This window comes from Vibrio sp. 1249-1, from assembly GCF_033340495.1.
The window spans coordinates 670972-697564 of sequence record NZ_JAWOWJ010000002.1 but is presented as its reverse complement, the minus strand read 5'-3'; the positions used below and the strand labels follow the sequence as shown (position 1 = coordinate 697564).

The window sequence follows — 26593 nt, the reverse complement described above, 5'->3', positions numbered from 1 at the left end:
ATCAATTACTCCAATTTTTGATAGCTGCATCTTAGTGAACACGTGTACGCTAAACAACTCCGATCAGTACTAGACAAACCAGTTTTTGATGCGCTGCACAATTCCTTCTGGATGCTCATGTCTTTCAAAGTTTTCAATACGTTCCGCTATTTTGCCAATAATGCTATCGTCTTCACCTCTAAAAGGTTTATTCATTACAATCGGAATAGCTTCATCTACGGTAGAAACGGACCAAATATGGAACTCACCATTTTTAATGCTTTCTATTACATCTTTATGTAATGCAAGGTGTTTAAGGTTTGATTTTGGCATCACAACACCTTGATTTCCTGTAAAACCTTGATGTTTACAAACCTGATAAAAGCCTTCAATTTTTTCGTTCAAGCCACCGACGGCTTGCACTCGACCAAACTGATCAACAGCTCCTGTAACAGCAACTTGTTGATTAATTGGAGATTCAGATAAAGCACTCACCAAGCAACAAAGTTCTGCAAGAGATGCGCTGTCACCATCAACTTCACTATAAGACTGTTCAAATACGATGGAGGCAGAGTAAGGCAGTGGTTCATCCAGTTTCAGAGCAGAGCTCAAGAAAGCTTGCATAATCATCATGCCTTTTGCATGTAGATTGCCTCCAAGCTCAGCTTTGCGCTCAACATCGGAAACATCGCCATCACCAAAATGAATCACACAAGATATTCGTGCAGGCTCACCATAGCTGACAGGGTGCCCAGCCATATCAATAACGGTTAGGCCATTGATTTGACCAACTTGTTCCCCAGTTGTCTCAATGATGACTTGGCCATCTAAAATATCGTACACGGCACGCTGAGGAAGGTAAGATTCTCGGTAATACTTGTCGTCAATCGCTTTATCTAACGACTTGTAATCTAATGCGTGACCATCACTGAACTGGCTGGCAAGCGTTAGAAGTTGAGAGTGCCACATTACTCCTAAAGGCAGATAATGTTGATCTTCAGTAAATCTCATACCGGCTAGCAACAATCTTCTAAAACCACATTCAGTTAAGTGAGGCAGCTTATATTGAGAACATATCCAGTTCACTAAACCAAAGTAATCTGTCAAATTCTGCTCTGACAGATGAATATCTTCTTCAACTTCCGTATACATGGCAAAGCCAGAACAGAAGTCTTCATCGATGTATTCTAGCTCTGCTAACTGACTTCTTTCTCCTGTTACAATCAGTTTTACTTCATAAGCTTTAGCTTGCGGTACTGAAGTAGGTAAACGAGTAGGGCTTAGGTTCAGTGGCTCGATAAGGTTTTGTTGAATTGCAGACTTTATATTTGGCCAAAACCCTGGGTTAGCCAAAATTAGATTAGCCGGTACAATTAAGTAACCGTTATCTGCCTGTGAAATTAAACCAGGTTGGAAGGCAATATCACCACTTACATCAACACTGTAACGGTCAAATAAACGTTTGGCATCAAGTGATTCCGAAAAAACTATCGCAGCGTTAGACTGGCTCTGAAGAGCTTTACTGATGAACTCTCTATATACAGAATTATCTACGCAGTTAATGAGTAGTACTCGCGTCAATCCGGAAATTTTTGAAAAACGAGATATCGTTGCCGACATTCTCGGTTGGAGATCAGTAAAAGACTTCTTTGGTAACGAAGGTGCAGACTTTAAAAGTGCTTCGTACTGCTCAAGTGAAGGTGTTACGTCTTGCCAATTAAGTTGGTTCATTAAAATTCATCGTAATTCAATCTTGCCGACATTATAACGAAACGGACTATAACACCCTAGCACCAATTTGGTTTGCTCTCGGCATTCATCTCTCAATGAACAATACTTAGACAAATGAGTGATCAACATCGATACTTCTAAGAGTTTTATTTGCCCAAGTAAACCATCTGGGTTACGCTGTCACTAGGTTATGTTTATGGGTCGGAACAAATGAAATATCAGCAGCTTGAGAATCTAGAATGTGGGTGGAAATGGAAGTATCTCATCAAAAAATGGAAAGATGGTGAAGCGATTACCCGACATATTGATACAAGCGAAGCAGATGCAGCGGTCGCAGAACTAAAACGCCTTGAACACGAGCCTACACTTGTCTTAGCTTGGATAGAAAACCACATGTCAGAAGAGTTAGATAATAAACTCAAGCAGGCTATCCGAGCGAAACGGAAACGTCACTTCAATGCAGAGCAAGTCCATACAAAGAAGAAATCCATTGATTTAGATTACCGAGTTTGGGAAAAGCTTTCTAGTAGAGCGAATGAACTTGGTTGTACGTTATCTGACGCAATTGAATATTTGCTTTCCGAAGCGTCGAGAAGTGAAAAAGCGAGTCAAAAAGTTACCTCAATTAAAGAGGATTTGAGTAAATTGCTATCTAGCTAGGATAGGGAGTGCCAAATGTTATATGTAATCTTAATTGCAGCCATCGTGATCTTTTGGTTGATCGCAGTCGATAGGCCGGTGTTAAAAGTAAAGTTCGATAATGGCCATATTAGTAACGTAAAAGGGCATCTACCTCCTTCTTTCAAACACAACTTACAGGATATTAGTGAGCATAACCCGTTTACTGGTGAAATGAAGGTGTATAGCCAACGAACAGGAATGCGCTTAAGCTTTTCCAAAGGCATTCCCAAAAAAGTTCAACAGAGGATTCGTAACGTTTTTCCGCACCAGGGCTTCAAAGCAAACAAAGGCAAGAAGCGCGCTTAATTACATATCAGTTACTTCATCATGTTAAATGGGACGCAATGTGGCGTCCCATTTTCGTATCTACAGAAAAATTACTTATCATCGAACAATCAACAACATAAACGGACCAAAACGATGAGATACGTTGTAACTTTAATGGTATTGATCTTTGCAAGTAATTCAGTTTTTGCTGACGATTCAGAAACGAACCTGTTGGCTAAAAAGATTAAGACTAAGCTTCAAAAGAAAGTAGACAATAAGTTTGATGGCTATCAAGGTTATTGTGACGTCATGATAGAAATGGAGCACAAAAGTAAAAACGCAGTAATAAAAAGAGTAACCAGCAGTGGTGACCAAAAAGTGTGTAGGTACGTTAAGTCCAACTTGAAGAAAGGAAAACGCTATCGTTACAAATACCCCGAAAAGTACATTCGCCTCCATATAACCACAGGCTTATAAATGTTTCAGAACGCAACTGAGCTCGTGATTTTTGGCAGATTTCGTTGCGGAGCGATTAGAGCGTTTAGCTGATTTTTGCTGTTGTACGAGGCGAGTATGAAAGGCTTTTTTGTTTGGTAGCGCTTAAGTTAGTAATCGTGATGCCATTGAATGGCAAATTCAGTGAGTTGGCCATCATCACCATACATAGATTGATTCAGGTGCTTACGGAAGGACACGCCAGTAAGTCGGGGACTAAGCGCGCATCAATTTTCAATAAGAGATTTGATTTGCTTCGTAAGCATAACCACAAACCAAACTAGCGATTGCAAGTCCACAGGAACCTCGGTTAAAGCCTCAAAAGCAAACAATGTTGTTAATCTTAGGAGGACATTTTAAAGTAGCTAAAACCGGACATTATTGCTTTGAGATCTCACTCCTTGGTGCGTATTATATGTGTTATGTTAAATTGTATATCGCCGTACGCCAAATGTTGTCTGAGTATGCTCCTATTCCCCTGCAGATTTTAAATTTAAGGGCCTTACTGTGAGCATTAAACATAATGGTTATTTACCATAAAATACTTAATATAGATCTTAATAATCTATCGATTGTTAAGATCTATATTAACGCCTTTTTACTTATTGAAATGACTGTATAGCTTCAAAGATATCTTGTCTTCTAACTGGCTTGGAAATGAATCCGTCCATACCGGCATCCAGGCATTTATCTCTATCGCTTTCTAGCGCATGTGCAGTTAACGCTATAATTGGGGTCCTGAGACCTTTATCTCGAATAAGTCTTGTTGCGGTAATTCCATCCATCACTGGCATCGAGACATCCATGAGAATCAAATCGATTAAATCCTCATTCTCTTCTAAAAATGTTAATGCCTCTGCTCCATGGCTTGCGATATGAACATTATGGCCAAGCTTATTTAAGATAAGCTTTATTACGAACTGATTCGACTCGGTATCTTCTACGACGAGAAGTTCCATTGCTTTTGTCGGTTGATTGGTTTCGATTCTAACTGGACGATTTTGATTACAACGAGTCAAAACTGGAATCGAAATCGTAAAGGTTGAACCAACATGCTCATCACTTTTAACGGCAATCTTTCCACGCATCATTTCAACTAAATGCTTGGTTATTGCGAGCCCCAGTCCTGTACCACCGAAGCGTCTCGTGATGGAACGGTCTCCTTGATGAAATGCCGTAAACAAGTGCTCTTGCTTTGCTTTAGATATACCAATTCCAGTGTCAGATATTGAGATCACAAGTTCAGCATCTTGCTCAGATACAGAAACTTTTACTTCACCTTCGTCTGTAAACTTTATTGCATTCCCTATTAGATTAAACAGAATTTGAGATAACCGCGTGGAGTCAATCCAAAATTGTTTGTCATTAGTGACAGTACAGTTGAGTTTAAATTGGAGATTTTTCTTCTTAGCTATTTGTTTTTGCTGAGAAATGACAAAAGTGACAGTGTCTCTTAAATTAATCCATTGTTCATTGAGCTGAAAGCGACCTGACTCGATTTTAGAGAGATCAAGAATGTCACTGATTATCGCGAGAAGTAACTCTGCAGAGCACTCCATTTGGCTCAACGCATCAATTTGTTCTTCTGACAAGGTTGATTGCTTCAGTATATCTAGCATTCCAAGAACGGAATTTAAAGGGGTTCTTATTTCATGGCTCATCATCGCTAAGAACTCCGACTTAGAGCGGTTCGCAAGCTCTGCTTCTTCTCTTGCTTTAGCGAGCTGAGTTGTTCTTACCTCAACGATACGTTGTAACTTCTCTTTGGTCTCGATATCAATGACCGCCCTTTCAATTAAGGGACGAAACCGCCTCAAGGTTTCCTTATTCTCTATGCTAAAGTGCCCTTTCTGAGCTCCAATAAGTAGGATTACGGTTTGCGTTACTTCTGAACGTATACCAGTTAAAACGACCGAGTTTACATGGCTTTTTATAAAGCTGTTTAAGTTAACAAACTCAGCGAGTTTATCTGGCTCGAACAGTAGAATGCATTCACCATTGAGAGCTCTTTGATAGGTGTTACCGTGTAACCAGGATACATTATCAAATACGCTATTAGTTGATATCAATGTCTTGAAGGGATATCGTTCACCATCACGAGTCAGTACAATAAAATCATCGAAGTTGATGTACTTTTTGAGGACATTGTTTAATCCCGTAAATATCTCATGCCGATTCTTTGCCTCACTCATCGCAGATATCGCGGAAAGAATGGCCTTGTTTTCATCGGCGAGTAGTCGTTCTCTTTGTCTAGCCTGCTTTAGCTCAACTAACGCTTCTTGAAGCGCTTCCTGTTGATATATGTCTAAGTATTTATCTTTCATAAGGTTTATGGAATATAGCCGATGAAATCATCAGGTTTCCATGTCCATTCTCACCACCAATAAATCTACCTTGCTCGCCGAAAGTAAAAGGGCAAATAAAAGGCAAATGTTCTAGTTCTTGGTTAATTTGTTCACAAACGCTATTCATGTCTTGCATTAAGTGCAACATGGGACCTGCGCAAAAGATATTTATCACTCCAATTTTTCGAGACTCTTCTAATTTTTGGTTAAAAGCGGCATTGACGACTTTTGCAGCGCGCGCAACGAGATGCTCACGACTTCCTTTCATTAATGTGAGCTCGTCACCCTCTTCTATTCGTGTAAACAACTCGATTCCACCATCTTGCGTCTCACGGATCGGATGGGATAACTTGTAATATGGGCGATCATAGAGGTGACCTGCGATCCGCCCTAATGGATAAGCACTCGAGTTTGTAAACAGCATATTATCTTTACCTACTTGGTTATCCTGGTGATTTGTCCACCTTCTATAAACATTGAGCGCAGGTTCGTTATCAATTTCAAGTAAGCATCTATTGTTGGTCTTGGTTGCAACACCTTTGATATTAGTTGGTGTATGTCCAGCGCTAAAAGCGATATCAACAGGTTGAGAGGAGTAAAAGAGAGTTAAGCTTAAACCTGAAGTTTGAGAGCCTTGGGCGGTTATCACAGACCATTTCCCAGCGATGTTATTATCAGCGGCCGAACCACCAATAATTGGAATTAGAGTTCCAAATCTTTCATCTATAGACGCAATGATTGATTCCTCTAGCCCTGGTGTAGCATGAAGTAGAATTAAGTTTGGTACTTCTCCTACACGGTTTGCGTTCTCAAGGGCCATATTCAAAGCCTTGGTGACGCTGTCACCTGAGTTGTGATTAGAAATACCAGTACCATAAGCATGAGGACCTGTATCATAAACAGCAAGTGCCGCAATTACTGGGCCTGTATGAAAGCCCTGATCTGTCATTACGGCTTGACATGAACTGGCGCCATGAAAAGGCACACCAGGAAAATGCGCAAGAAACGCTCCTCGAATCAACTCAAAATTGTATTCTTCCGTGTAGTAACACATCACGTAAGACAAGCTCTGTTGTGTCAATTCGGACCTGAGCGTTCTTATCGCTGAGTCTTCATCTTTAATATGAGTAAAAACTGATTGGCAATGCATACGATTTTATAATTGGATATCACTCTGCTGTTATACCATTCCAACCAATTTTCTCTAGGTAAGAAGGTGTTAATTTCATTAATAAGTTACGATTATCTCGTGATAGATCGTATTTATAATTGAACTACAACAATGTTTTCACCTTTTTTAAAGGTGATTTTTTTCGATTCAGGCATGATGTCCCATTCTACTGACTTATGCTTCTCGTTGAGATTGATAAAATTACCAGATTGATTTAGATCAATTTTTAGAGTGCTACTTTCTGTCGTTTCGAGCGAAATTCCCATTGAGTCACGATTAATCGTGATTATTTCTCCTTCAATTGTTACATCGCATCGTTCTTTTTGTGAACAGTCAACGCTATTAACACTCTCGTGTGTAAAGGTACGCCAGAAAAATGCGCCTATTAAAACACTGAGCATGATTAAGATTTGTGCAAGTCGCGCCTTTGTTAACTTTTGTGCAGGCATAATTACTAATATCCTTGTTACAAACTTCAAACTTTTTAAATAAAAAATGATTTCCAGAGGTCCAGTAAGGTTACTACCCTGTCATTGAATTGTTAATTCAAGTATAGTGTCACGCTGAAAATGCCACTTTTTATTAAAGTCAGCAATGGAAATAAGGTGATGATAACACTTGAATTCTAGAGTTTACTTGGGTGGTGTTACGACGCAAGTCGTGTTGGAAGTAAAAGTGTAGTTAATTAGAAATTGGAAGCATGCAAATGAGCCAAGTAAAGCAGCTTGAACAAAACTACAACTATACAGTCGTTCGCCAATTTACCCTTGTGACCATTTTATGGGGCATAGTTGGTATGGCTGTTGGTGTTTTGATTGCCGCTCAATTAGTTTGGCCACAGCTAAACTTTGATACGCCGTGGTTGACGTACAGTCGCTTACGTCCACTGCATACTAATGCGGTAATTTTTGCGTTTGGTACCAGTGCTCTGTTCGCAACGTCTTATTATGTTGTACAGCGCACATGTCAAACACGTCTTTTTGGTGGCCCACTCGTTGCCTTCACCTTTTGGGGTTGGCAAGCAATCATCCTGGCAGCAGCCATTACTTTGCCTCTCGGTTTAACATCGGGTAAAGAGTATGCTGAGCTAGAATGGCCTATTGATATCGCAATTGCGCTAGTATGGGTATCATATGCGGTGGTGTTCTTCGGCACACTAGTGAAGCGAAACACGTCACATATTTATGTGGCAAACTGGTTCTTCGGTGCCTTTATTATCACAGTAGCAGTACTTCACATCGTGAACAGCATGGCTATTCCTGTGTCACTTGGTAAATCTTACTCGATTTACTCGGGCGCAGTGGATGCGATGGTTCAGTGGTGGTATGGACACAATGCGGTAGGTTTCCTACTGACCGCTGGTTTCCTAGGTATGATGTACTACTTCGTTCCTAAACAAGCTGAACGTCCTGTTTATTCTTACCGTCTATCTATCGTTCACTTCTGGGCACTTATTTCTCTATATATTTGGGCAGGCCCTCACCACCTTCATTATACAGCGCTGCCAGACTGGACTCAGTCTCTAGGTATGGTTATGTCGCTGGTTCTATTTGCTCCTTCTTGGGGTGGTATGATCAACGGTATTATGACGTTATCTGGTGCATGGCATAAGCTTCGTTATGACCCTATCCTACGTTTCCTAATCGTTTCACTGTCGTTCTACGGTATGTCTACCTTTGAAGGCCCGATGATGTCGATTAAGACGGTTAACGCACTTTCTCACTACACAGACTGGACCATTGGTCACGTTCACTCTGGTGCGTTAGGTTGGGTTGCGATGGTCTCTATCGGCTCTGTATATCACTTGGTACCTCGCCTATTTGGCCAAGAGCGTATGTACTCTGTTGGTCTAGTTAATGTGCATTTCTGGCTAGCAACAATCGGTACCGTTCTTTACATCGTTGCGATGTGGATCTCTGGTGTAATGCAAGGTCTTATGTGGCGCGCGGTTAACTCTGACGGTACGCTAACTTACAGTTTTGTTGAATCTGTAGAAGCGTCTTATCCGTTCTACTTTGTACGTTTCCTAGGCGGATTTATCTTCCTATCTGGTATGTTCCTAATGGCATACAACACGTACAAAACGGTAAGTGCACCTAAAGAAAGCCTAAAAGCTATCCCACATCCGGCATAAGGAGATTTAAGAATGAGTAATAATTCTAATAATCGCCATGAAATCTTAGAACGTAATGTCGGTTTGTTGGCTATTTTTATCGTGTTTGCTATCAGTTGGGGTGCTCTTGTAGAGATCACTCCTCTGATTTTCCAAAAGCAAACGACTGAACCTGTAGAAAATCTGCGCGCTTACACTCCTTTGGAGATGGAAGGCCGTGATATCTACATCCGTGAAGGTTGTAACGTCTGTCACAGCCAGATGGTTCGTCCTTTCCGCTCAGAGACTGAACGTTACGGTCACTACTCTGTTGCTGGTGAGAGTGTTTGGGAACACCCATTCCTTTGGGGCTCTAAGCGTACAGGCCCGGATTTAGCTCGTGTTGGTGGTCGTTATTCTGACGAATGGCACCGTGTTCACCTGTTAGATCCTCGTGAGCTTGTACCTGAGTCAAACATGCCAGGTTTCCCGTGGCTAGCTGAAAACGTTTTAGACGGTAAGCTAACTCAGAAGAAACTTGAGCTATTTCGTGATCAGTTCGGCGTTCCATACACTGATGAAGAGATCGCGAATTCGGCTAAAGAAGTAGAAGGTAAAACAGAGATGGATGCAATCATCGCTTACCTTCAGTCTCTTGGTCATGCAATGAAGTAAGGGGATCATATGGATTTCGGTACAATTCATAGTATTTATACCGTTGTACTCTTCGCTAGTTTTATTGGCATCGTATGGTGGGCATTTAGTAAAAAGCGTAAAGCACGCTTTGAAGAAGATGCCAACTTGGTGTTTGCTGACGAAGAACAAAAGACCCCTAATAACCAAGGAGTGAAGAAGTAATGACTACATTCTGGAGTCTCTGGATTATCGTGATTACTGTCGGCACGCTAGTAGGCTGTGCGATTCTCCTGACTTGGTGCGCTAAAGATAAAATGGGCGTCGAGGAAGGGGAAGACATGGGCCACGAGTACGATGGTATTCGCGAGCTAAACAACCCTCTACCAAAGTGGTGGACTTACCTGTTTGTAAGCACATTTGTGTTCGCAGCAGTTTACCTTGCCCTATTCCCAGGTCTAGGTAGCTTCAAGGGCTTTTTAAACTGGCAGAGTTCGGCTCAAACCGTTCGCTCACTAGAAGAGTCAAAAGAAGCCATCGCTGCAGCACAAGAGAACAAGCAACTAAACCAATATGCAAAAGAACTGGATGATGCCGACGCTTACTTCGGCGAAGCATTCCGTAAACTTGCGCACAATGACAGTGGTCTACGCCCAATTCCTGAAATTGCGCAAGATCCTGAAGCATTAAAAGTTGGTCAGCGTTTGTTTTTGCAAAACTGTTCTCAATGCCATGGCTCTGATGCACGTGGTCAGAAAGGCTTCCCTAACCTGACTGATGATGCATGGCTATATGGTGGCGAGCCAGCAGCGATCGTTACAACCATCATGCACGGCCGTATTGGTCAAATGCCAGCATGGAAAGATGCCCTTGGTGAGCAAGGTGTTCAAGAAGTTGTAAGTTACACACTTAGTTTATCTGGTCGTAAAGTAAATGCTCGTGAAGCCGCGGCAGGTAAAGCACGCTTCGTAGTGTGTGCTGCTTGTCATGGTACCGATGGTAAGGGTAACCCTGCAGTCGGTGCGCCTGACCTTACAGACCAAGACTGGTTATTTGGTGACTCTCGTGCAGCTGTAACAGAAACCGTAATGAACGGACGCTCAGGCGTAATGCCTGCGTGGAAAGACATTTTGGGTGAAGATAAAGTTCAGCTCGTTGCCTCATATGTCTGGAGTTTAAGTAACTCAGAGAGTAAGTAACTGAGATATTACGTAACATAGCAATAACAGCCCCTTTCATAGGGGCTGTCTTTCCTTTAAATTTAACGCCTTACATTTTTTCATTTAGCTGTTGAGAACTTTTTTATGGTAAAGCCTTGGTATAAACAATTTTGGCCGTGGTTCCTAATCATCCTTCCTCTTACTGTCGTAGTTTGGACTGTGATTACTGTGGTCGTTTTCTCGAACAACTCTGTTTCTTTAGTCGCCGAGGATTACTATAAAAAAGGCAAAGGCATTAATATCGACATTAGTAAAATGAATGTCGCTCGTGACCTAGGTCTTAACGCTGAGATTTCCTCTGAAAATAACAATGTTGTGATTGTTTTCGCTAAAGGGAAGCTACCTCATTACCCTGCTCTAACGGCCACTTTCACTCATCGTACTCTTCCTGATCGTGACTTCACAAAGCTTGTAACAGCGGATGCATCTGGTAATTACCGACTAAAAGCTGAGGAATCTATTCAAGGACCATGGTTTGTTGAACTACAACCACACGACAAGCAATGGATGATCCAAGGTAAAGTTGAGTTTCCTGCCTCTTCAACACCGTTAATGAAGTAAGCATATGTGTAAATCCTGTTATCACTGCGGTGAAGATGTACCAGCCAACACGGATTTCAAAGTAGAAATATTGGGTGAAATTCGCGACATGTGTTGTCCGGGCTGCGAAACTGTGGCGCAGACTATTGTCGATAGTGGTCTTGTCTCATATTACCAATACCGCACTGCGCCTGCAGAAAAGGCAGATCTAGTACCAGAGCAACTCCAAGCTTTAATTCATTATGATAATCCGGATGTACAATCTGAATTCGTACGAAATCGCGAAAATGTTTCTGAAGTAACCCTTTCTTTGGAAGGCGTTTCATGTGCCGCTTGTGCGTGGTTAATCGAAAAGCAAGTTTCTAATACGGCCGGGTTGGTATCTATCCGTGTTAATACAACCACCAATCGAGCGTTACTAGCCTGGGATAAAACTCAGGTACGGTTAAGCGAGCTCCTTTCCGTTATACATAAACTTGGTTACAAAGCTGCACCTTTTGAAGCAGATAAGCAAGAAGCCTCTTACCATCGAATGATGAAGCAATATCTATATCGGCTAGGTATTGCAGGCTTAGCAACCATGCAGGTCATGATGCTCGCCGTTGCACTGTATCTCGAAGTCTTTGGTGATTTAGAGCCAGAGTTTAAAAGTTACTTTCGTTGGGTAAGTTTGATTTTTGCTACTCCTGTTTTGCTTTATTCCGCTCTTCCATTTTACTTAAACGCATGGCGCAGTATCAAAGGCCGAACCCTTGGTATGGATGTCCCGGTTTCTATCGCGTTGATCTTTGCCTATGTTGCAAGTTTAGTTGCAACAGTAACTGAACAAGGCGAAGTCTTCTTTGAATCTATCTCGATGTTTACCTTCTTTTTGTTAGTAGGTCGATTCTTAGAGATGCGCGCTCGTCGCAAAGCTGCTGCAGCGAGTGGTAACCTTCTTAAGTTGATTCCGGCAATTGCTACAACGCTGGACGGTGATCAGATACCCGTGAAGACGCTAAAAGTTGGCGATCGTATTCGCGTTCTACCTGGTGAACATATCCCCGCTGACGGTAAAGTTATTTCAGGCCGTATTCATATTGATGAATCCATGCTAACGGGTGAGTCAGTGCACGTTGTGAAACGAGAAGGTGATGTCGTCTATGCGGGAACGCTAAACGGAGACGAATCATTTGAACTCGAGGTAGTAAGCTCAAAGGCCGATTCAATGATTTCTAACATCGTGCGTTTACAAGATGAAGCTCAACACTCCAAACCTAAAATTGCGGAAATTGCAGACATTGTCGCCCGTTACTTTGTTGGTGTGATTCTTATTATCTCTGCTGGTACTTGGTTTTACTGGCATCAAACAAAACCAGATGATGCGTTTTGGATCATGCTGTCTGTGTTAGTCGCTACATGCCCATGTGCGCTATCTCTGGCTACTCCGACCGCTCTCACTTGTGCTACCTCTAGAATGGGTAATTTTGGCATTTTGCTTCGTAAAGGCCATGTGTTTGAGACACTATGTAAGATCAACCACTTAGTTGTAGATAAAACAGGCACTCTAACGAAAGGTGATATTGAGATCTGTGAAACAAAGGTACTTAGTGATCTCCCACAGAAAGATTGTCTATCACTAGCTGCAGCTTTAGAGGCTCATGCAAACCACCCTATCGCTCGTTCTTTTGCAACTTTCACCAATGATGACTTTATCGTGTCTGATGTGCAAAACGTGATTGGGTCAGGGATTGAAGGGATATGGAATGGCAAAATCGTTAAGATAGGTAGTGCTGCTTTTGTTCAAGGCAAAGAAAGTGATGAAAGCCAGGCGGTCTATCTGTCGGTTGATGGCAAGCATGTCGCTAGCTTTTACTACCGCGACCCTATCCGAAAAGAAAGCAAAGCCTTTATTCAACGTTTTGCTGACGCTGGAATTAAGACAACCCTGCTAACTGGTGATTCTCTCTCAAACGCCCAACCAGTGGCGAATGAAATTGGTATCGATCACATCGTCGCGTCAGCAAAGCCAGAAGATAAGCTTGCATACCTTAAGAGCTTGGACGAAAACAGTATCACTATGATGGTTGGTGATGGAATCAATGACGCGCCGACTCTCGCCGGAGCTCACCTTTCTGTCGCAATGGGCGGTGGTACAGATGTCGCTAAAGCTTCTGCAGATATGACGTTACTTGGGGATAATCTCGAAAAGCTACTAGAGGCACGTTTGCTTGCACTGCGTACAAGAAAGATTATTCGAGAAAACTTGGCTTGGTCTTTGGGTTACAACCTGTTAATTTTGCCTTTGGCGGTCGCAGGTTTAGTGGCTCCCTACATTGCAGTAGTTGGCATGTCTGCAAGCTCAATTATCGTTGTATCTAACTCTTTGCGCCTGCTCAAAGAGAAATAAGTAGAGAAAGCAAACATGGAAAGTCTTTATATATTGATTCCCATCGCTATCGTTCTCGTTTGTGTTGCTGTCGCCGTTTTTCTTTGGGCGGTAAGAAGCGATCAGTTTGAAGATCTTGAACGGCAAGGGCATAACATTCTTCTCGACGAAGAAGACCAATCTAATAGTGATAAAAAGTAGCGACCTTTATGACTCCTGATTTTATCGGTGCGTTGATGATCGGCTTAGTAGGAGCCGGTCATTGTATGGGTATGTGTGGTGGTATCGCGTCTCTGCTTACCATGGGCTCTTCTGCTAAAAATAAAACCACCCCTCTTATCCCCCTCTTCTACAACCTCGGACGATTGATCAGTTATACCTTAATAGGAGCATTAGTGGGTGGTGCTATATCAGGTTTATCTGAGCTTAGTGGGTTAACGCATTCTCTTGCTTGGTTAAGGCTGATTGCGGCGTTATTCATGATCCTGGTCGCGCTGTATATTGCTAAATGGTGGCAAGGCTTACTTTTAATAGAAAAGCTAGGGCAGTATATCTGGCGCTTTATCTCGCCGGCAGGGAAGAATCTGTTGCCACTAAAGCATCCTCTTCACGCGTTGCCATTTGGCTTTATTTGGGGTTGGTTACCATGTGGTTTAGTTTATTCAGCGCTTACTTGGTCGGCGGTTTCTGGTAGTGCGATGAACGGCGGCCTAATTATGCTTGCGTTTGGGCTCGGAACGCTACCTGCGATGCTTATTATTGGATACGGTGCCAATCATTTTCAGAAATTACAAAAATCATTAATATTTAGAAATATTTCAGCATTAATCCTTATTGGCTATGGTACGTATACCGCTGTAGGAGCCTTAGCGTTACTCGGTTTCAGATAACGTTAAACTCTATTGAGGTGACATTTTTGCTACCCTTTAGGATTAAGCGATGCTAAAATATTGATGTATATCAAATAGTGAAAGGTTGTTATGATTTCTGAAAAACCTGCAACAAAGCGTATCCAATCAGGCGGTTGCGCCATTCATTGCCAAGATTGTAGCATTAGTCAACTGTGTATCCCGTTCACTCTAAATGAGGCAGAACTTGACCAGCTTGACCAAATCATCGAACGTAAGAAGCCTATTCAAAAAGGACAAGAGCTTTTTAAGGCCGGTGATGAGCTAAAATCGCTATACGCTATCCGCTCTGGTACCATCAAGAGCTATACGATCACAGAGCAAGGTGATGAGCAAATCACAGCGTTTCACTTAGCTGGAGACTTAGTCGGTTTCGATGCTATCACTGGTGACTCCCACCCTAGCTTTGCTCAAGCACTCGAAACGTCGATGGTATGTGAAATCCCATACGAAATTTTAGACGATCTATCGGGTAAGATGCCTAAGCTTCGCCAGCAAATCATGCGTTTGATGAGTAACGAAATTAAAGGTGATCAGGAAATGATTTTGCTTCTTTCTAAAAAGAATGCAGAAGAGCGACTAGCTGCTTTCCTTTACAACCTATCAACGCGTTTTTCTCAGCGTGGCTTCAGCCCTAGAGAGTTTCGTTTAACTATGACTCGTGGTGATATTGGCAACTACCTTGGTCTTACAGTCGAAACGATTAGTCGTTTGTTAGGTCGTTTCCAGAAATCTGAGATCCTAAGCGTAAAAGGTAAATATATCACTATCTTAGACCACGATGCATTGATGGAACTTGCTGGTGTAACTAAAGAATAATACACCCTAATTATTGATGTAGCTCGAAAATGAGCTACATCATATTTCTCATAAATTCCTTTCGAAAGTCCTCAAAAAGTTCTCCAAACTAAGCTACAGTAAAAATGTACGGTGAGTATTCCAAAATACTGATTTAATTTACATTCAGTATCTGGTTTTGCAATAGAAGTGGGCTTAGTTATGAGTATATACAGTAAGATCCTTGTTGTAGCTGACATCAATAATGATGAGCAGCCCGCACTTGCAAGAGCTGTTCAATTAGCTCAGAAAAGTGTATCTAGAAGCCGAATCACTTTCTTTTTATCCATTTACGATTTCTCGTATGACATGACGTCAATGCTATCGGTGGATGAAAGAGATGCTATGCGTCGAGGTGTCATTCATCAGCGTGAGCAGTGGATGCGTAAAATTGCTCAACCATACCTAAACGATGGCTTCGACTTTGATGTTTGTGTTGTCTGGCACAACCGCCCTTATGAGGCGATTATTGCTGAAGTCTATGCAGGCAATCATGACCTAGTCATCAAAGGCACACGTAAGCATGATGTTTTAGAGTCTGTCATTTTCACACCGACAGATTGGCACTTGTTGCGAAAATGCCCTATTCCAGTGCTTCTTATTAAGAATGCTGCTTGGCCGGAACAAGCAAGTATCCTTGCCTCAGTACATGTGGGCTCAGAAACCCCGACTCATATTGATCTCAACGATACGATGGTCGAGCGATTAAAAGAAATCACCACTCGGCTTGAGGCCAAGCCATATCTTGTTAACGCCTACCCCGTTACACCGGCGAATATTACGATTGAACTTCCTGAATTTGACCCAACGACTTATACCGATGCAGTGCGAGGTCATCATTTAACGGCTATGAAAGCACTACGCCAAAAACATGGTCTTGATGAAGAACAAACGATAGTTGAGCAAGGTTTACCTGAAGATGTCATTCCGGCAGCTGCAGAGCGCTTGAACGCAGCAATGGTTATTTTAGGTACCACAGGGCGAACAGGGCTTTCGGCTGTCTTTATTGGTAATACAGCGGAGCACGTAATTGATAAAATAAATTGCGACGTGTTGGCTCTAAAACCAAAAGGCTATATTAGCCCTCTCGACCCAAATACAGCAACCTAATCTCTCCTTAGTATCGCTATGTATTGAGCACTTTCAAATAAGCGCTAATAAATCCCCCCAATACAGGGGGATTTTTGTTTGGGAACAGTTAAAGCGTTGGGTACAAAAAAGGAGGTCTAATTGACCTCCTTTTTTACGAGTTAGATGTTCGTAACATCGATGAACATCGATTCATCAATATTCGTCGAAGAAACGACAGCCTCATTAAATTCATACTCTTCGCGGTTACCTTCACGATCTAGCGGTAAGTTAACAAAGTCGAACAATTCGCGGTCTGCTAGTTGGCTTGGGCTTACGTTTTGAATTGATTTAAAAATTGCTTCCACACGCCCTGGCGTCTTCTTATCCCATTCAATCAACATTGCTTTTATAGATTGACGCTGAAGGTTCTCTTGAGAGCCACAAAGGTTACACGGAATTATTGGGAAATCCTTGTGCTCAGCGTATTTGATCAAATCTTTTTCACGACAGTAAGTCAATGGACGAATGACCACGTTACGACCATCATCAGAGCGTAGCTTTGGTGGCATCGCTTTAAGGCGAGAGCCGTGGAACATATTCAAGAACATTGTTTCGACGATGTCATCCATGTGATGACCTAGCGCAAGCTTAGTTGCACCAATCTTCTCTGCAAATGAATACAGCGTACCACGTCGCAGGCGTGAACACAGACCACAAGTGGTTTTGCCTTCTGGTACCTTCTCTTTTACGACGGAATACGTGTCCTTATCGACGATATAGTAAGGGATGTTCAGTGTTTCGAAATACTCTGGCAGAATGTGCTCAGGGAAGCCCGGTTGTTTTTGGTCTAGGTTTACCGCAACCACTTCAAATTTGATCGGTGCGGCTTTTTGAAGATTCAGCAGGATATCAAGCATCGCGAATGAATCTTTACCACCGCTAATACATGCCATTACAACATCGCCTTCTTCGATCATGTTGTAATCAGTAATGGCATTTCCAACATGTCTTCTTAGGCGTTTCTGAAGCTTGTTGAATTCTAGGGTTTCTTTTCTTGTATCTATTTGGTTCATTGCGGGCTCTCACATCGCCGATAAATCGACTAGGACTTCCTAACATGGGTTTCTTTGGGGCGTGGATTATACGAGCTTTTTACGCAGGATTAAATGCTTGTCTTATTGAGTCTTTAAGAAAAGAGTGTGAAAGATACTTTAGTTACGGTCAAAATTAAAAAAGAGCTGCGATTGCAGCCCTTTCTAAACGTTCAGTGTTCATTTCTTTGCGTTAGGTAGATAAGGTAACACTCGCATCGTCGGTTCTGGTAGTGTCATTGTGCCACCTTGCCCTATTTCACTTAGTGCGACTTGTATCTTGCCATTGACAATTGGCTTTTCGGTTCCGTTTGAGAAAATCACTTTATCATTCAGTTGATTTGCAAACTCCATCGTCACACCTTGAACTTCCGGTGTAAACCAACCCGCAAACATACCGCCTAAATCTTCCAGCATCGTCTGCATTTGAGGTAGAAGAGGCTTAAGTTGGTCGTAAGAAACGTTACCCTGTAATGGTTCTTTGGTCATCACGACAAGTGAGTAATCGCAACGTGTATCTTTTGGGGTATCGACAAAAACCAACGGATTTGCTGACTTTAAGTTTTTATCAACTGGTAAAGGCAACTCTTGTGAAGCAGGGATAACAAACTCTTCATAGTGCTCTTCTTTTTCCATCCAAGCTTTTTCTATCGTACAAATTTGCTTAGTTTTTGCGTCCACAAAAAAGACACCAACTTTCACATCGTCATGCCCTTCTTTATTGTTGTTTTTTAGTTGAGTGTATAACTTTGAGTACGTGAACATGTACTCTTGAGCTTGGGTTATCGGCGATGCAAGAATTAGCGCCGCACTTCCCAATAGACTTAGGCTTAACTTTTTCATTTTATCCGTTATTTTATTGCGTCCAGTAGGCGTTGTTATGACGAATCATAGCGCGAAGATCGTGTACATAGGCGATGCCACGTTCAGAATAGGCTAGTAACCCATGCGTTAACTCTGACGCCGTTGCGACCGTTAACAAGCCCTTGTTCTTTTCAGCCAGAGATGTTCTGATTTCACGCAGGTCTGCATACGCTGGGTTTCGATTAACGTTCATAAAGTAGCCATGAACAGACTGTTGTACAGAATCGAATTTTTCAACTTCATGAACTTTGTTAGCGCCACGTTGCGCTGGAACAATTCCACAGCCCTTTTTATAACACCATTGGCCGAACAAGTTGTTTGCTTGAGTAGCAAAACGAGAAGTGCCCCACGCAGATTCATTTGCCGCTTGAGTTAGAACCAAGGCTTCAGGTAAGACGTTCACTCGCACAAGCATCTCATCTAGCCACGTTTGATCAATCTTATCGTTACTCAAGGGCAACGAATACAGAGATGATAACCGCTGAGCATACTCTTGTTGTTCTTGCGTCACTTGTCCCACCTTTAAAGAGGTAAGAAAGGCCCGCTCATGACGAATTCGTTGATTCTCAAGAGCAATTTTAGGCCTTAAAAAATCAAAAAAAGCAGCTTTTTTCTCTTTCGTATCTTTTATTGAATTGAAGTCTGGGATATCACCGATGTATGGCAAGTGTGATAAATCGACATGCTTAATCTTGCCAGAGAGTACGTCAGGATTTTCCACATATTTAAACTGTTTCTCGTAGTGTAAATATGGGCCTATAGAAATGAAAGTGGCGGCTATACAGGTTGCCGCCACTCGTAAACTTATTGATTTCAAAGAATTAGGCATCAAACACCTGTGAGTTACCATCGTGATCATTATCGTTTTTCTGTGTTGTAACGATCTTAAGCTTAATTCCAAACATTTCGCGGTAGAGTATGCCTTTCAAATGGAAGAAGAATGGCAGCACAAAAATCAAGCCAATACCGTAGAACATTGCTGCAATAATAAACATTAACATCACGCCTAAGTAAAGCCCCGCGACCACAAAAATCTTCTTGTTGATTGCGCGAAGTGATAACAGCAACGCTTGCATTGGTGGCACCCTTTTCTCACAAATCAACAAAATAGAGTGACTAAATGCCAAGGAAAGATACAGCGACAGTAAAGGAAAAATCATACCAACCACACCTTGTAGCATTAAGCTCATGAGCGTTGCTAGAATAACAGGAATGGTGAACTGCAACCCCTTTCCAACATGGCGCAACTTAGTCTTCAGGCCAGCGACATGGCTCATAGCCATCAAGCTGATCCCCGCATAAATTGGTGCGCTAATCACCTCATAACTGAAATTCGCGACATAAATAGAAGACACAATATCGTTTGTGAACGACTCTGGGTTCTCAAATGCATCAAGAATAACGCTCAAATCGCCCAACTGCAGTTTTAATGCAATATAGAAAATACCTAACTGGACAAAAAGCAATACAATAATGGCAGGAGAAAATGATAAAAAGTGCTGGATGGTTGCTCGCCAAGCTTCGTTAAAAACCGCGCCAGCTTTAAGCTCGTAGTTGCCAGACAAAGCTCGCTCTACACTCCCCCCAAGATTGAAATCTTTCTCAAAATCGTCGTTCATAGTTTATCCAAGACTAACTTGTAAAATTTTGACTGGAATTCCAGTCAATTAATGTAATCGTCATTATAAAGAAATCTTTCCACATCTAACATCACAACTCACCTACAATCCTTGCAATCTCAACTGTATGGTTGATAATTAACCACTTTCAAGGTCATGAAATTGAAACAATTGTTGAACAAAGTTTAGTGCTATCAAACTGTGTCTAGATGCCAATTAATCTCATAAAAACAGTATGGTAAGGAATGATGGCTTTTTCCTGCAAAATTATTTCTGTTTCAAGATAAGAAAATGCTTTAATTTCACACTTTTGGTGATTATGATGCGCGCCTCAAAAGTGAATGGTTAGTGTCACATCAGCTGGGATAATCCCGGCTTGAACGTGGGGGAAATACAGACGTTGAACGCAAAACCGCAAGCAGGAAAGCCAGTTATTCGTTTATCTGGTATTAGTAAAAGTTTCGATGGTAAGGAAATCATCGGTAATTTAAATCTGGATGTTAATCATGGTGAATTTCTGACGATTCTCGGGCCTTCTGGTTGTGGTAAGACAACAGTTTTACGCATGATTGCAGGTTTTGAAACGGCAGATAACGGTCAAATTATTTTGGATGACCAGGATGTAACACAGGTTCCTGCAGAGCAAAGGCACGTCAACACGGTATTTCAAAGTTACGCATTGTTTCCACACATGACCGTATATGAGAATGTCGCTTTTGGTCTTCGTATGCAGAAAACGCCTACTGCGGACATTGAACCACGAGTAATGGAAGCGCTACGCATGGTGCGCCTAGAAAAAATGGCACAGCGTAAGCCTCATCAGCTTTCTGGTGGTCAGCAACAACGTATCGCCATTGCGCGTGCGGTTGTTAACAAACCAAAAGTACTGCTGCTAGATGAATCTCTATCTGCACTTGATTACAAACTGCGTAAGCAAATGCAAATCGAGCTTAAACAGCTTCAGCGTCAACTTGGTATTACCTTTATCTTCGTTACGCACGATCAGGAAGAAGCCCTATCGATGTCTGACCGCATTATTGTTATGCGCGACGGTGTTATCGAGCAGGATGGTTCTCCACGTGAGATTTACGAAGAGCCGAAGAACCTATTTGTTGCTCGCTTTATCGGTGAGATCAACGTATTCAACGCAACCATGCTAGAGCGTATCGACGAGAAACGTATCCGTGCAGAAATCGAAGGTGTCGAGTCTGTTGTTTACTACGATCAGGAAGCGCAAGCAGGTGAAAAACTGCAAGTACTACTTCGCCCAGAAGACTTACGTATCGAAGAGATCAAAGAGTCTGAAGAAAAAGGCATCGTAGGTCACGTAACAGAGCGTACCTATAAAGGTATGACGCTTGATTCCGTTATCCAATTGGATTCAGGCATGCGTGTAATGGTTAGCGAATTCTTTAACGAAGATGATCCTGATGTGGACCACTCACTTGGCCAGAAAGTCGCTATCACTTGGGTTGAGAGTTGGGAGGTAGTCCTCAATGATAAGCAAGAAGATTAATCTTCAAAACGCGATCATTACCTTAATCGTCGGTTGGTTAACACTTTTCGTGTTGGTACCAAATGTGATGATTATCGGTACGAGTTTCTTAACGCGTGATGAAGCAAACTTAATCGAAATGACATTTACTTTCGACAACTACTTACGTCTACTCGACCCCTTGTATGCGAAAGTGCTGATGCACTCGTTCTACATGGCGATTGTGGCGACGTTGTTGTGTTTAGTAATTGGTTACCCATTTGCTTACATCATAGCGAAAATGCCAGAGAAATGGCGCCCATTCATGTTGTTCTTAGTTATCGTACCTTTTTGGACAAACTCTCTTATCCGTACTTACGGCCTGAAGATTGTTCTGGGTACACAAGGTATTTTGAACAAATCATTAATGGCGATGGAAATCATCGATAAGCCATTACGTATTATGTACACCGAAACAGCAGTAATGATTGGTCTTGTGTACATCCTGCTTCCATTTATGATTCTGCCGCTTTACTCGGCAATCGAGAAGTTGGACAACACTTATATCGAGGCGGCGAAAGATCTTGGTGCGAACAAGTTCCAAACCATTACGAAAGTGATTCTACCTCTTACAATGCCTGGCATTATCGGTGGTTGTTTGTTGGTTCTGCTACCAGCACTAGGTATGTTCTACATCTCTGACCTTCTTGGTGGTGCGAAGAACCTACTGATTGGTAACGTTATTAAGAGCCAAGTATTGAACGCTCGTGACTGGCCATTTGGTGCTGCGACCAGTATCGCCCTCACCTTCGCAATGGCTGTGATGCTTTACGCTTACTACAGAGCAGGCAAACTATTGAATAAGAAAGTGGAGCTAGACTAATGGGACGCACAGTTAGATTTAGCTTTATGGCGCTGGTGTATGCATTTTTGTATCTGCCAATCATCGTCTTAATTGTTAACTCATTTAATGCCAACAAATTTGGTATGAAATGGGGTGGTTTCACCACGAAATGGTACGAAACCTTAGTAAATAACGACAGCCTAATGCAAGCTGCATGGCATTCATTGAACGTAGCGGTATTCTCAGCGACAGCAGCAACCATCATTGGTAGCTTAACGGCCGTTGCCCTATTCCGTTACTCGTTCAAAGGTAAAGGTGCGGTAAACGGCATGCTGTTTGTCGTGATGATGTCTCCAGATATTGTTATGGCGATTTCATTGCTTGCTCTGTTCCTAGTATTAGGCGCGCAGCTTGGCTTCTTTACTCTATTGATTGCTCACATCACCTTCTGTCTACCATTCGTTGTGGTAACAGTGTACAGCCGCTTAAATGGCTTTGATGTGAAAATGTTGGAAGCTGCAAAAGACCTTGGTGCAAGCGAATGGGTAATCTTGAAACAGATCATCCTTCCTCTTGCTAAACCAGCGGTTGCTGCAGGTTGGCTACTGAGCTTTACCCTGTCTTTGGACGATGTGATCATCAGCTCGTTTGTAACGGGTCCAACATACGAAATCTTACCATTGAAGATTTACTCCATGGTTAAGGTGGGCATTTCACCGGAAGTGAACGCCCTAGCAACGGTGATGTTGATTGTTTCTTTGGTCTTGGTAGTAATTTCTCAGTTGCTAGCAAGAGAAAAAGTGAAGTAGAATCCGCACCTGTTAACATCACGAAACAGAATGGTTACATGCCATTCTGTTTTTCTATCTATCGTCCAAAATTGGACAACGTTTGGTTTGGAGCTAACGTCAATGAAAAAATGGGCTACTCTATTAGCTGGTAGTGCATGTGCGCTTTCTCTGTTCTCTGGTACAGCGACAGCGGATGATAAAGAACTAGTATTTATGAACTGGGGTCCTTACATCAACAGTAATATCCTAGAGCAATTTACTAAAGAAACTGGCATCAAAGTGATCTACTCGACTTACGAGTCGAACGAAACTTTGTATGCAAAGCTAAAAACCCATAACCAAGGTTATGACCTAGTAGTACCTTCAACGTACTTCGTGGCGAAGATGCGTGACGAAGGCATGCTACAAAAGATCGATAAGACTAAGCTGAAAAACTTCGGCAACCTAGATAAAAACTACCTAGACAAGCCTTACGATCCAAGTAACGACTACTCTATCCCACACGTTGTTGCGATTACAGGCCTAGCGGTTAACGCAGATATGTACGATCCAAACGACTTCCAAAGCTGGGCTGACCTATGGAAGCCTGAGCTTGAAGGTCAAGTAATGTTGATGGACGACACTCGTGAAGTGTTCCATATCGCTCTGCGTAAACTTGGCTACTCAGGTAACTCAAAAGACCCTAAGCAAATCGATGAAGCGTACGCTGAGCTACAAAAGTTGATGCCTAACGTTTTAGTTTTCAACTCTGACAACCCTGGCGCACCTTACATGTCTGGTGAAGTGGGCGTTGGTATGCTTTGGAACGGTAGCGCCGCAGCGGCACAAAGTGAAGGCCTGAACCTTAAACTCGTTTTTCCTAAAGAAGGCGGTATCGGCTGGGTTGATAACTTCGCTATCTCTTCCGGTGCGAAGAACGTAGAAGCCGCTCACAAGATGATTGACTTCCTACTGCGCCCAGAAATCGCAGAGCAAATCTCTCGTGATACTGGCTACCTAACGGCGGTGGAAGAATCGAATGCTAAGTTTAAAGACGTTGCCCCACTGTTCCCTTCTCAAGAAGACCTTGACCGCGTTGAATGGCAAGATGCGGTTGGTGATCTAACCGTTAAGTACGAAGATTATTTCCTCAAGCTGAAAGCGGGACAATAATCTAGCTTGTGTAACAAGTCATCAACCATAGGAAAATAGGCAGCAATACGCTGCCTATTTTTGTCTTAGGCTGATATAATCGCGCGTTGCTAGGTTTATTTGTCTTGGTATCATAGATTTATCGTCTCATAACAAGGAGACAACGATATTCAAGCTAAATGAACATATTTGTGCTTACTGCGATTTGGCTCAACTCGATAACTCCAGCTAGTATTGACTTGTCCAATCGCGAAACAAAACGGAAAACAAATGAAAAGTAAATTCTACGCAAGCGCTCTATGTGCAGCGACGCTCATCGCTACCCCTGCAATGGCTGCTGATCAAGAACTGTATTTCTACAACTGGTCGGAATACATTCCAAACGAAGTTCTTGAAGACTTTACAAAAGAAACCGGAATCAAAGTTATTTACTCTACATACGAATCTAACGAGAGTATGTACGCAAAACTAAAAACTCAAGGTTCTGGTTACGACTTGGTAGTACCGTCTACCTATTTCGTCTCTAAAATGCGTAAAGAAGGCATGCTACAACAGATCGACAAAGAGAAATTATCTCATTTTGCCGATCTTGATACTAACTTCCTAAACAAACCGTTCGATCCGAACAACAACTACTCTATCCCATACATTTGGGGTGCGACCGGTATTGGTATCAATGCTGACATGCTAGACAAATCATCGGTTACTAAGTGGGATGATTTTTGGGATAGTAAGTGGGAAGGTCAACTAATGCTGATGGATGATTCTCGCGAAGTATTCCACATTGCATTGACTAAGCTTGGTTACTCACCAAACACGACTAACCCAGAAGAAATCAAAGCCGCTTACGAAGAACTGAAAAAGCTAATGCCAAACGTATTAGTATTTAACTCAGACTTTCCTGCAAACCCTTACCTTGCGGGTGAAGTTTCACTAGGCATGCTTTGGAACGGTTCTGCATACATGGCTCGTCAAGAAGGTGCGAACATCGACATCATCTGGCCAGAAAAAGGCACTATCTTCTGGATGGACAGCCTAGCAATTCCAGCTGGTGCGAAGAACGTTGACGCAGCTCATAAGATGATCGATTTCCTACTACGTCCTGAGAACGCAGCTAAGATTGCACTAGAGATTGGTTATCCTACGCCAGTTAAAACGGCACACGATCTGCTACCGAAAGAATTTGCTAATGATCCAAGCATCTTCCCACCACAAGAAGTGATGGACAGCGGTACTTGGCAAGATGAAGTTGGCGAAGCGAGCGTAATGTACGATGAGTACTTCCAAAAGCTAAAAGTGAACAACTAATTCGTTAGTTTTAAAGATATGAAAAAGCGGCTCATGAGCCGCTTTTTTGTTCTTAATGACAAGACAAAAACTCTTCCTGTTGAAGTTATTACGCTCTTTCTTTTCCTTCTAGAGCCAGTATCTCGTCAACTAATTTTGGAACCTCAACGCTTGCTTTTCCGTAGCGTTTTTCCTCAAATTCACTTTCTACCGCACTAGGTTCTAGGTTAATTTCAATGGTATGTGCGCCGTGCATTTTTGCATCATGAACAAAACCTGCTGCGGGATACACAACGCCAGAAGTCCCAATAGAAATAAACAAATCTGCTTCTTCTAATGACGCGTAGATATCACCCATTCGCAGTGGCATTTCACCAAACCAAACAATATGTGGTCGCATTTGTGAAGGGATCTGACAACAGTGACAAAGTTCGCCTGTCTTAATGTCCTCATTGTGCTCTACTACTTGGTTAGATTCACTACAGCGCGCCTTGAGCAACTCACCATGCATGTGAATCACATTCTGACTGCCGCCTCTTTCGTGAAGGTTGTCTATATTTTGAGTGATGACCGTCACTTTACCTTCTAACTCAGCCTCTAAACGACCTAATGCTTCATGCGCTGCATTAGGCTTTATCGCATTATCTTGAAGTTTCTTGCGGCGTTGGTTGTAAAAGTCTTGAACAAGGTCCGGATCGCGAGCAAACCCTTCAGGCGTTGCTACATCTTCGATACGGTGATTCTCCCATAGGCCATCTTGCGCACGAAATGTTTGAATACCAGATTCGGCCGAGATACCTGCACCAGTAAGTACTACAATATTTCTATAAGGGAAATTCATAACTCATCCTTGCTGTTTTTTCATTAGCTTAACACTGAAAGAATAGCAACAGTAGTAATATGGATTAGACCATAGTCGTAATGGTCACTATTAGAATTACAATTTAAGAGGAACAGCAATGAGACAAGTATCTCTAACGTTTACATTGCTTCTGACTTTGGCAGGCTGTCAACTTACCAATGTTGAAGGCGAAGTCGATGATGTAAAGGTAAGAGTCAGCACCAATGATGATGACCATCGAGGTAATGGTAATTTCTGTCCTCCGGGCCAAGCCAAGAAAGACAATTGCTAAAAGAGCGGCTTTATGCCGCTC

Annotated in this window: 28 protein-coding genes; 19 read left to right on the top strand and 9 right to left on the bottom strand. The window is 42.3% G+C overall.

Translation table 11 applies throughout. From position 1 onward, the window contains the following. Positions 1 to 69: 69 nt before the first annotated feature. The gene (locus R7Z50_RS06540) at positions 70 to 1710 is read right to left on the bottom strand and encodes a Lon protease family protein (protein ID WP_186584250.1); all 1641 of its coding nucleotides are present in this window, start codon (positions 1708 to 1710) and stop codon (positions 70 to 72) included. Positions 1711 to 1920: 210 nt separating this feature from the next. On the opposite strand from R7Z50_RS06540, the gene matP reads away from it, so the two are divergent. The 3 genes from matP to R7Z50_RS06525 all read left to right on the top strand — a co-directional run bounded on the left by matP (position 1921) and on the right by R7Z50_RS06525 (position 3135). After that, positions 1921 to 2370 carry a macrodomain Ter protein MatP gene (matP, locus tag R7Z50_RS06535; protein WP_005396497.1) on the top strand — a complete coding sequence of 150 codons (450 nt, stop codon included), beginning with the start codon at positions 1921 to 1923 and terminating at the stop codon, positions 2368 to 2370. Positions 2371 to 2385: 15 nt separating this feature from the next. Then, positions 2386 to 2697 (top strand): DUF3634 family protein, encoded by a 312-nt coding sequence (locus tag R7Z50_RS06530; RefSeq protein WP_005377468.1) that lies wholly within the window; start codon positions 2386 to 2388, stop codon positions 2695 to 2697. A 114-nt stretch (positions 2698 to 2811) separates the two neighbouring features. Continuing rightward, positions 2812 to 3135 carry a hypothetical protein gene (locus R7Z50_RS06525; protein WP_025766620.1) on the top strand — a complete coding sequence of 108 codons (324 nt, stop codon included), beginning with the start codon at positions 2812 to 2814 and terminating at the stop codon, positions 3133 to 3135. Positions 3136 to 3755: 620 nt separating this feature from the next. On the opposite strand, the gene R7Z50_RS06520 is transcribed toward R7Z50_RS06525, so the two are convergent. The 3 genes from R7Z50_RS06520 to R7Z50_RS06510 all read right to left on the bottom strand — a co-directional run bounded on the left by R7Z50_RS06520 (position 3756) and on the right by R7Z50_RS06510 (position 7118). Beyond that, positions 3756 to 5477, bottom strand: coding sequence for an ATP-binding protein (locus R7Z50_RS06520; RefSeq protein WP_064377240.1), 1722 nt, complete (start codon positions 5475 to 5477; stop codon positions 3756 to 3758). After that, the gene (locus R7Z50_RS06515) at positions 5467 to 6648 is read right to left on the bottom strand and encodes an FIST signal transduction protein (protein WP_206970821.1); all 1182 of its coding nucleotides are present in this window, start codon (positions 6646 to 6648) and stop codon (positions 5467 to 5469) included. Before R7Z50_RS06515 ends, R7Z50_RS06520 begins: the two co-directional genes overlap by 11 nt. A 113-nt stretch (positions 6649 to 6761) precedes the next feature. Beyond that, entirely contained in the window at positions 6762 to 7118 is a 357-nt protein-coding gene (locus R7Z50_RS06510; protein WP_005377473.1) for a hypothetical protein, read from the bottom strand. 257 nt (positions 7119 to 7375) lie between these two features. Between R7Z50_RS06510 and ccoN the strand changes: the two genes are divergently transcribed. The 10 genes from ccoN (at position 7376) to uspE (ending at position 16377) form a co-directional block, all read left to right on the top strand. Further along, entirely contained in the window at positions 7376 to 8803 is a 1428-nt protein-coding gene (gene ccoN / locus R7Z50_RS06505) for a cytochrome-c oxidase, cbb3-type subunit I (RefSeq protein ID WP_005396488.1), read from the top strand. 12 nt (positions 8804 to 8815) lie between these two features. After that, entirely contained in the window at positions 8816 to 9436 is a 621-nt protein-coding gene (ccoO, locus tag R7Z50_RS06500; protein WP_005377475.1) for a cytochrome-c oxidase, cbb3-type subunit II, read from the top strand. A gap of 9 nt (positions 9437 to 9445) precedes the next feature. Beyond that, complete coding sequence (locus R7Z50_RS06495) at positions 9446 to 9619, top strand: cbb3-type cytochrome oxidase subunit 3 (protein ID WP_005377485.1); 174 nt, start codon at positions 9446 to 9448, stop codon at positions 9617 to 9619. Then, positions 9619 to 10593 (top strand): cytochrome-c oxidase, cbb3-type subunit III, encoded by a 975-nt coding sequence (gene ccoP / locus R7Z50_RS06490; RefSeq protein WP_005377487.1) that lies wholly within the window; start codon positions 9619 to 9621, stop codon positions 10591 to 10593. The genes R7Z50_RS06495 and ccoP overlap by 1 nt, the downstream gene beginning before the upstream one ends. A 105-nt stretch (positions 10594 to 10698) precedes the next feature. Next, positions 10699 to 11175: a FixH family protein gene (locus tag R7Z50_RS06485; protein ID WP_005377489.1), complete on the top strand. Its 477-nt coding sequence runs from the start codon at positions 10699 to 10701 to the stop codon at positions 11173 to 11175. A 4-nt stretch (positions 11176 to 11179) separates the two neighbouring features. Further along, positions 11180 to 13543 carry a heavy metal translocating P-type ATPase gene (locus R7Z50_RS06480; protein WP_206970822.1) on the top strand — a complete coding sequence of 788 codons (2364 nt, stop codon included), beginning with the start codon at positions 11180 to 11182 and terminating at the stop codon, positions 13541 to 13543. A 15-nt stretch (positions 13544 to 13558) separates the two neighbouring features. Then, the gene (gene ccoS, locus R7Z50_RS06475) at positions 13559 to 13723 is read left to right on the top strand and encodes a cbb3-type cytochrome oxidase assembly protein CcoS (RefSeq protein WP_005377493.1); all 165 of its coding nucleotides are present in this window, start codon (positions 13559 to 13561) and stop codon (positions 13721 to 13723) included. An 8-nt stretch (positions 13724 to 13731) separates the two neighbouring features. Further along, positions 13732 to 14412: a sulfite exporter TauE/SafE family protein gene (locus tag R7Z50_RS06470; protein ID WP_172563260.1), complete on the top strand. Its 681-nt coding sequence runs from the start codon at positions 13732 to 13734 to the stop codon at positions 14410 to 14412. A 90-nt stretch (positions 14413 to 14502) separates the two neighbouring features. Then, positions 14503 to 15249, top strand: a complete 747-nt coding sequence (locus R7Z50_RS06465) for an FNR family transcription factor (protein ID WP_005377497.1) — start codon at positions 14503 to 14505, stop codon at positions 15247 to 15249. Positions 15250 to 15429: 180 nt separating this feature from the next. Continuing rightward, positions 15430 to 16377: a universal stress protein UspE gene (gene uspE / locus R7Z50_RS06460; RefSeq protein ID WP_318148957.1), complete on the top strand. Its 948-nt coding sequence runs from the start codon at positions 15430 to 15432 to the stop codon at positions 16375 to 16377. A 140-nt stretch (positions 16378 to 16517) separates the two neighbouring features. Here the strand turns inward: uspE and ttcA are convergent, their stop codons facing one another. The 4 genes from ttcA to R7Z50_RS06440 all read right to left on the bottom strand — a co-directional run bounded on the left by ttcA (position 16518) and on the right by R7Z50_RS06440 (position 19912). Then, on the bottom strand, positions 16518 to 17411 hold the full coding sequence (gene ttcA / locus R7Z50_RS06455; protein WP_005377502.1) for a tRNA 2-thiocytidine(32) synthetase TtcA: 894 nt from the start codon (positions 17409 to 17411) through the stop codon (positions 16518 to 16520). A gap of 198 nt (positions 17412 to 17609) precedes the next feature. Continuing rightward, positions 17610 to 18272, bottom strand: coding sequence for a DUF2987 domain-containing protein (locus tag R7Z50_RS06450; RefSeq protein WP_149191782.1), 663 nt, complete (start codon positions 18270 to 18272; stop codon positions 17610 to 17612). A gap of 13 nt (positions 18273 to 18285) precedes the next feature. Further along, positions 18286 to 19122: a glucosaminidase domain-containing protein gene (locus R7Z50_RS06445; protein ID WP_025766642.1), complete on the bottom strand. Its 837-nt coding sequence runs from the start codon at positions 19120 to 19122 to the stop codon at positions 18286 to 18288. Further along, the gene (locus R7Z50_RS06440; protein WP_005389175.1) at positions 19115 to 19912 is read right to left on the bottom strand and encodes a hypothetical protein; all 798 of its coding nucleotides are present in this window, start codon (positions 19910 to 19912) and stop codon (positions 19115 to 19117) included. Before R7Z50_RS06440 ends, R7Z50_RS06445 begins: the two co-directional genes overlap by 8 nt. A 400-nt stretch (positions 19913 to 20312) precedes the next feature. On the opposite strand from R7Z50_RS06440, the gene potA reads away from it, so the two are divergent. The 5 genes from potA (at position 20313) to R7Z50_RS06415 (ending at position 25460) form a co-directional block, all read left to right on the top strand. Continuing rightward, on the top strand, positions 20313 to 21428 hold the full coding sequence (gene potA, locus R7Z50_RS06435) for a spermidine/putrescine ABC transporter ATP-binding protein PotA (RefSeq protein WP_017634901.1): 1116 nt from the start codon (positions 20313 to 20315) through the stop codon (positions 21426 to 21428). Next, positions 21409 to 22269, top strand: a complete 861-nt coding sequence (potB, locus tag R7Z50_RS06430) for a spermidine/putrescine ABC transporter permease PotB (protein ID WP_005377512.1) — start codon at positions 21409 to 21411, stop codon at positions 22267 to 22269. The genes potA and potB overlap by 20 nt, the downstream gene beginning before the upstream one ends. Continuing rightward, a complete protein-coding gene (potC, locus tag R7Z50_RS06425) occupies positions 22269 to 23039 on the top strand; it encodes a spermidine/putrescine ABC transporter permease PotC (RefSeq protein ID WP_005389180.1) in 771 nt (256 codons plus the stop codon). The genes potB and potC overlap by 1 nt, the downstream gene beginning before the upstream one ends. Before the next feature lie 102 nt (positions 23040 to 23141). Then, complete coding sequence (locus R7Z50_RS06420; RefSeq protein ID WP_017634902.1) at positions 23142 to 24173, top strand: extracellular solute-binding protein; 1032 nt, start codon at positions 23142 to 23144, stop codon at positions 24171 to 24173. Between the two features lie 249 nt (positions 24174 to 24422). Beyond that, positions 24423 to 25460 (top strand): extracellular solute-binding protein, encoded by a 1038-nt coding sequence (locus tag R7Z50_RS06415; RefSeq protein WP_025766646.1) that lies wholly within the window; start codon positions 24423 to 24425, stop codon positions 25458 to 25460. 88 nt (positions 25461 to 25548) lie between these two features. On the opposite strand, the gene cobB is transcribed toward R7Z50_RS06415, so the two are convergent. Next, the gene (gene cobB / locus R7Z50_RS06410; RefSeq protein WP_005377522.1) at positions 25549 to 26280 is read right to left on the bottom strand and encodes a Sir2 family NAD+-dependent deacetylase; all 732 of its coding nucleotides are present in this window, start codon (positions 26278 to 26280) and stop codon (positions 25549 to 25551) included. A gap of 118 nt (positions 26281 to 26398) precedes the next feature. Here cobB and R7Z50_RS06405 point away from each other — a divergent pair, with 118 nt between their 5' ends. Further along, entirely contained in the window at positions 26399 to 26572 is a 174-nt protein-coding gene (locus R7Z50_RS06405; protein WP_005377524.1) for a hypothetical protein, read from the top strand. Positions 26573 to 26593 lie beyond the last annotated feature (21 nt).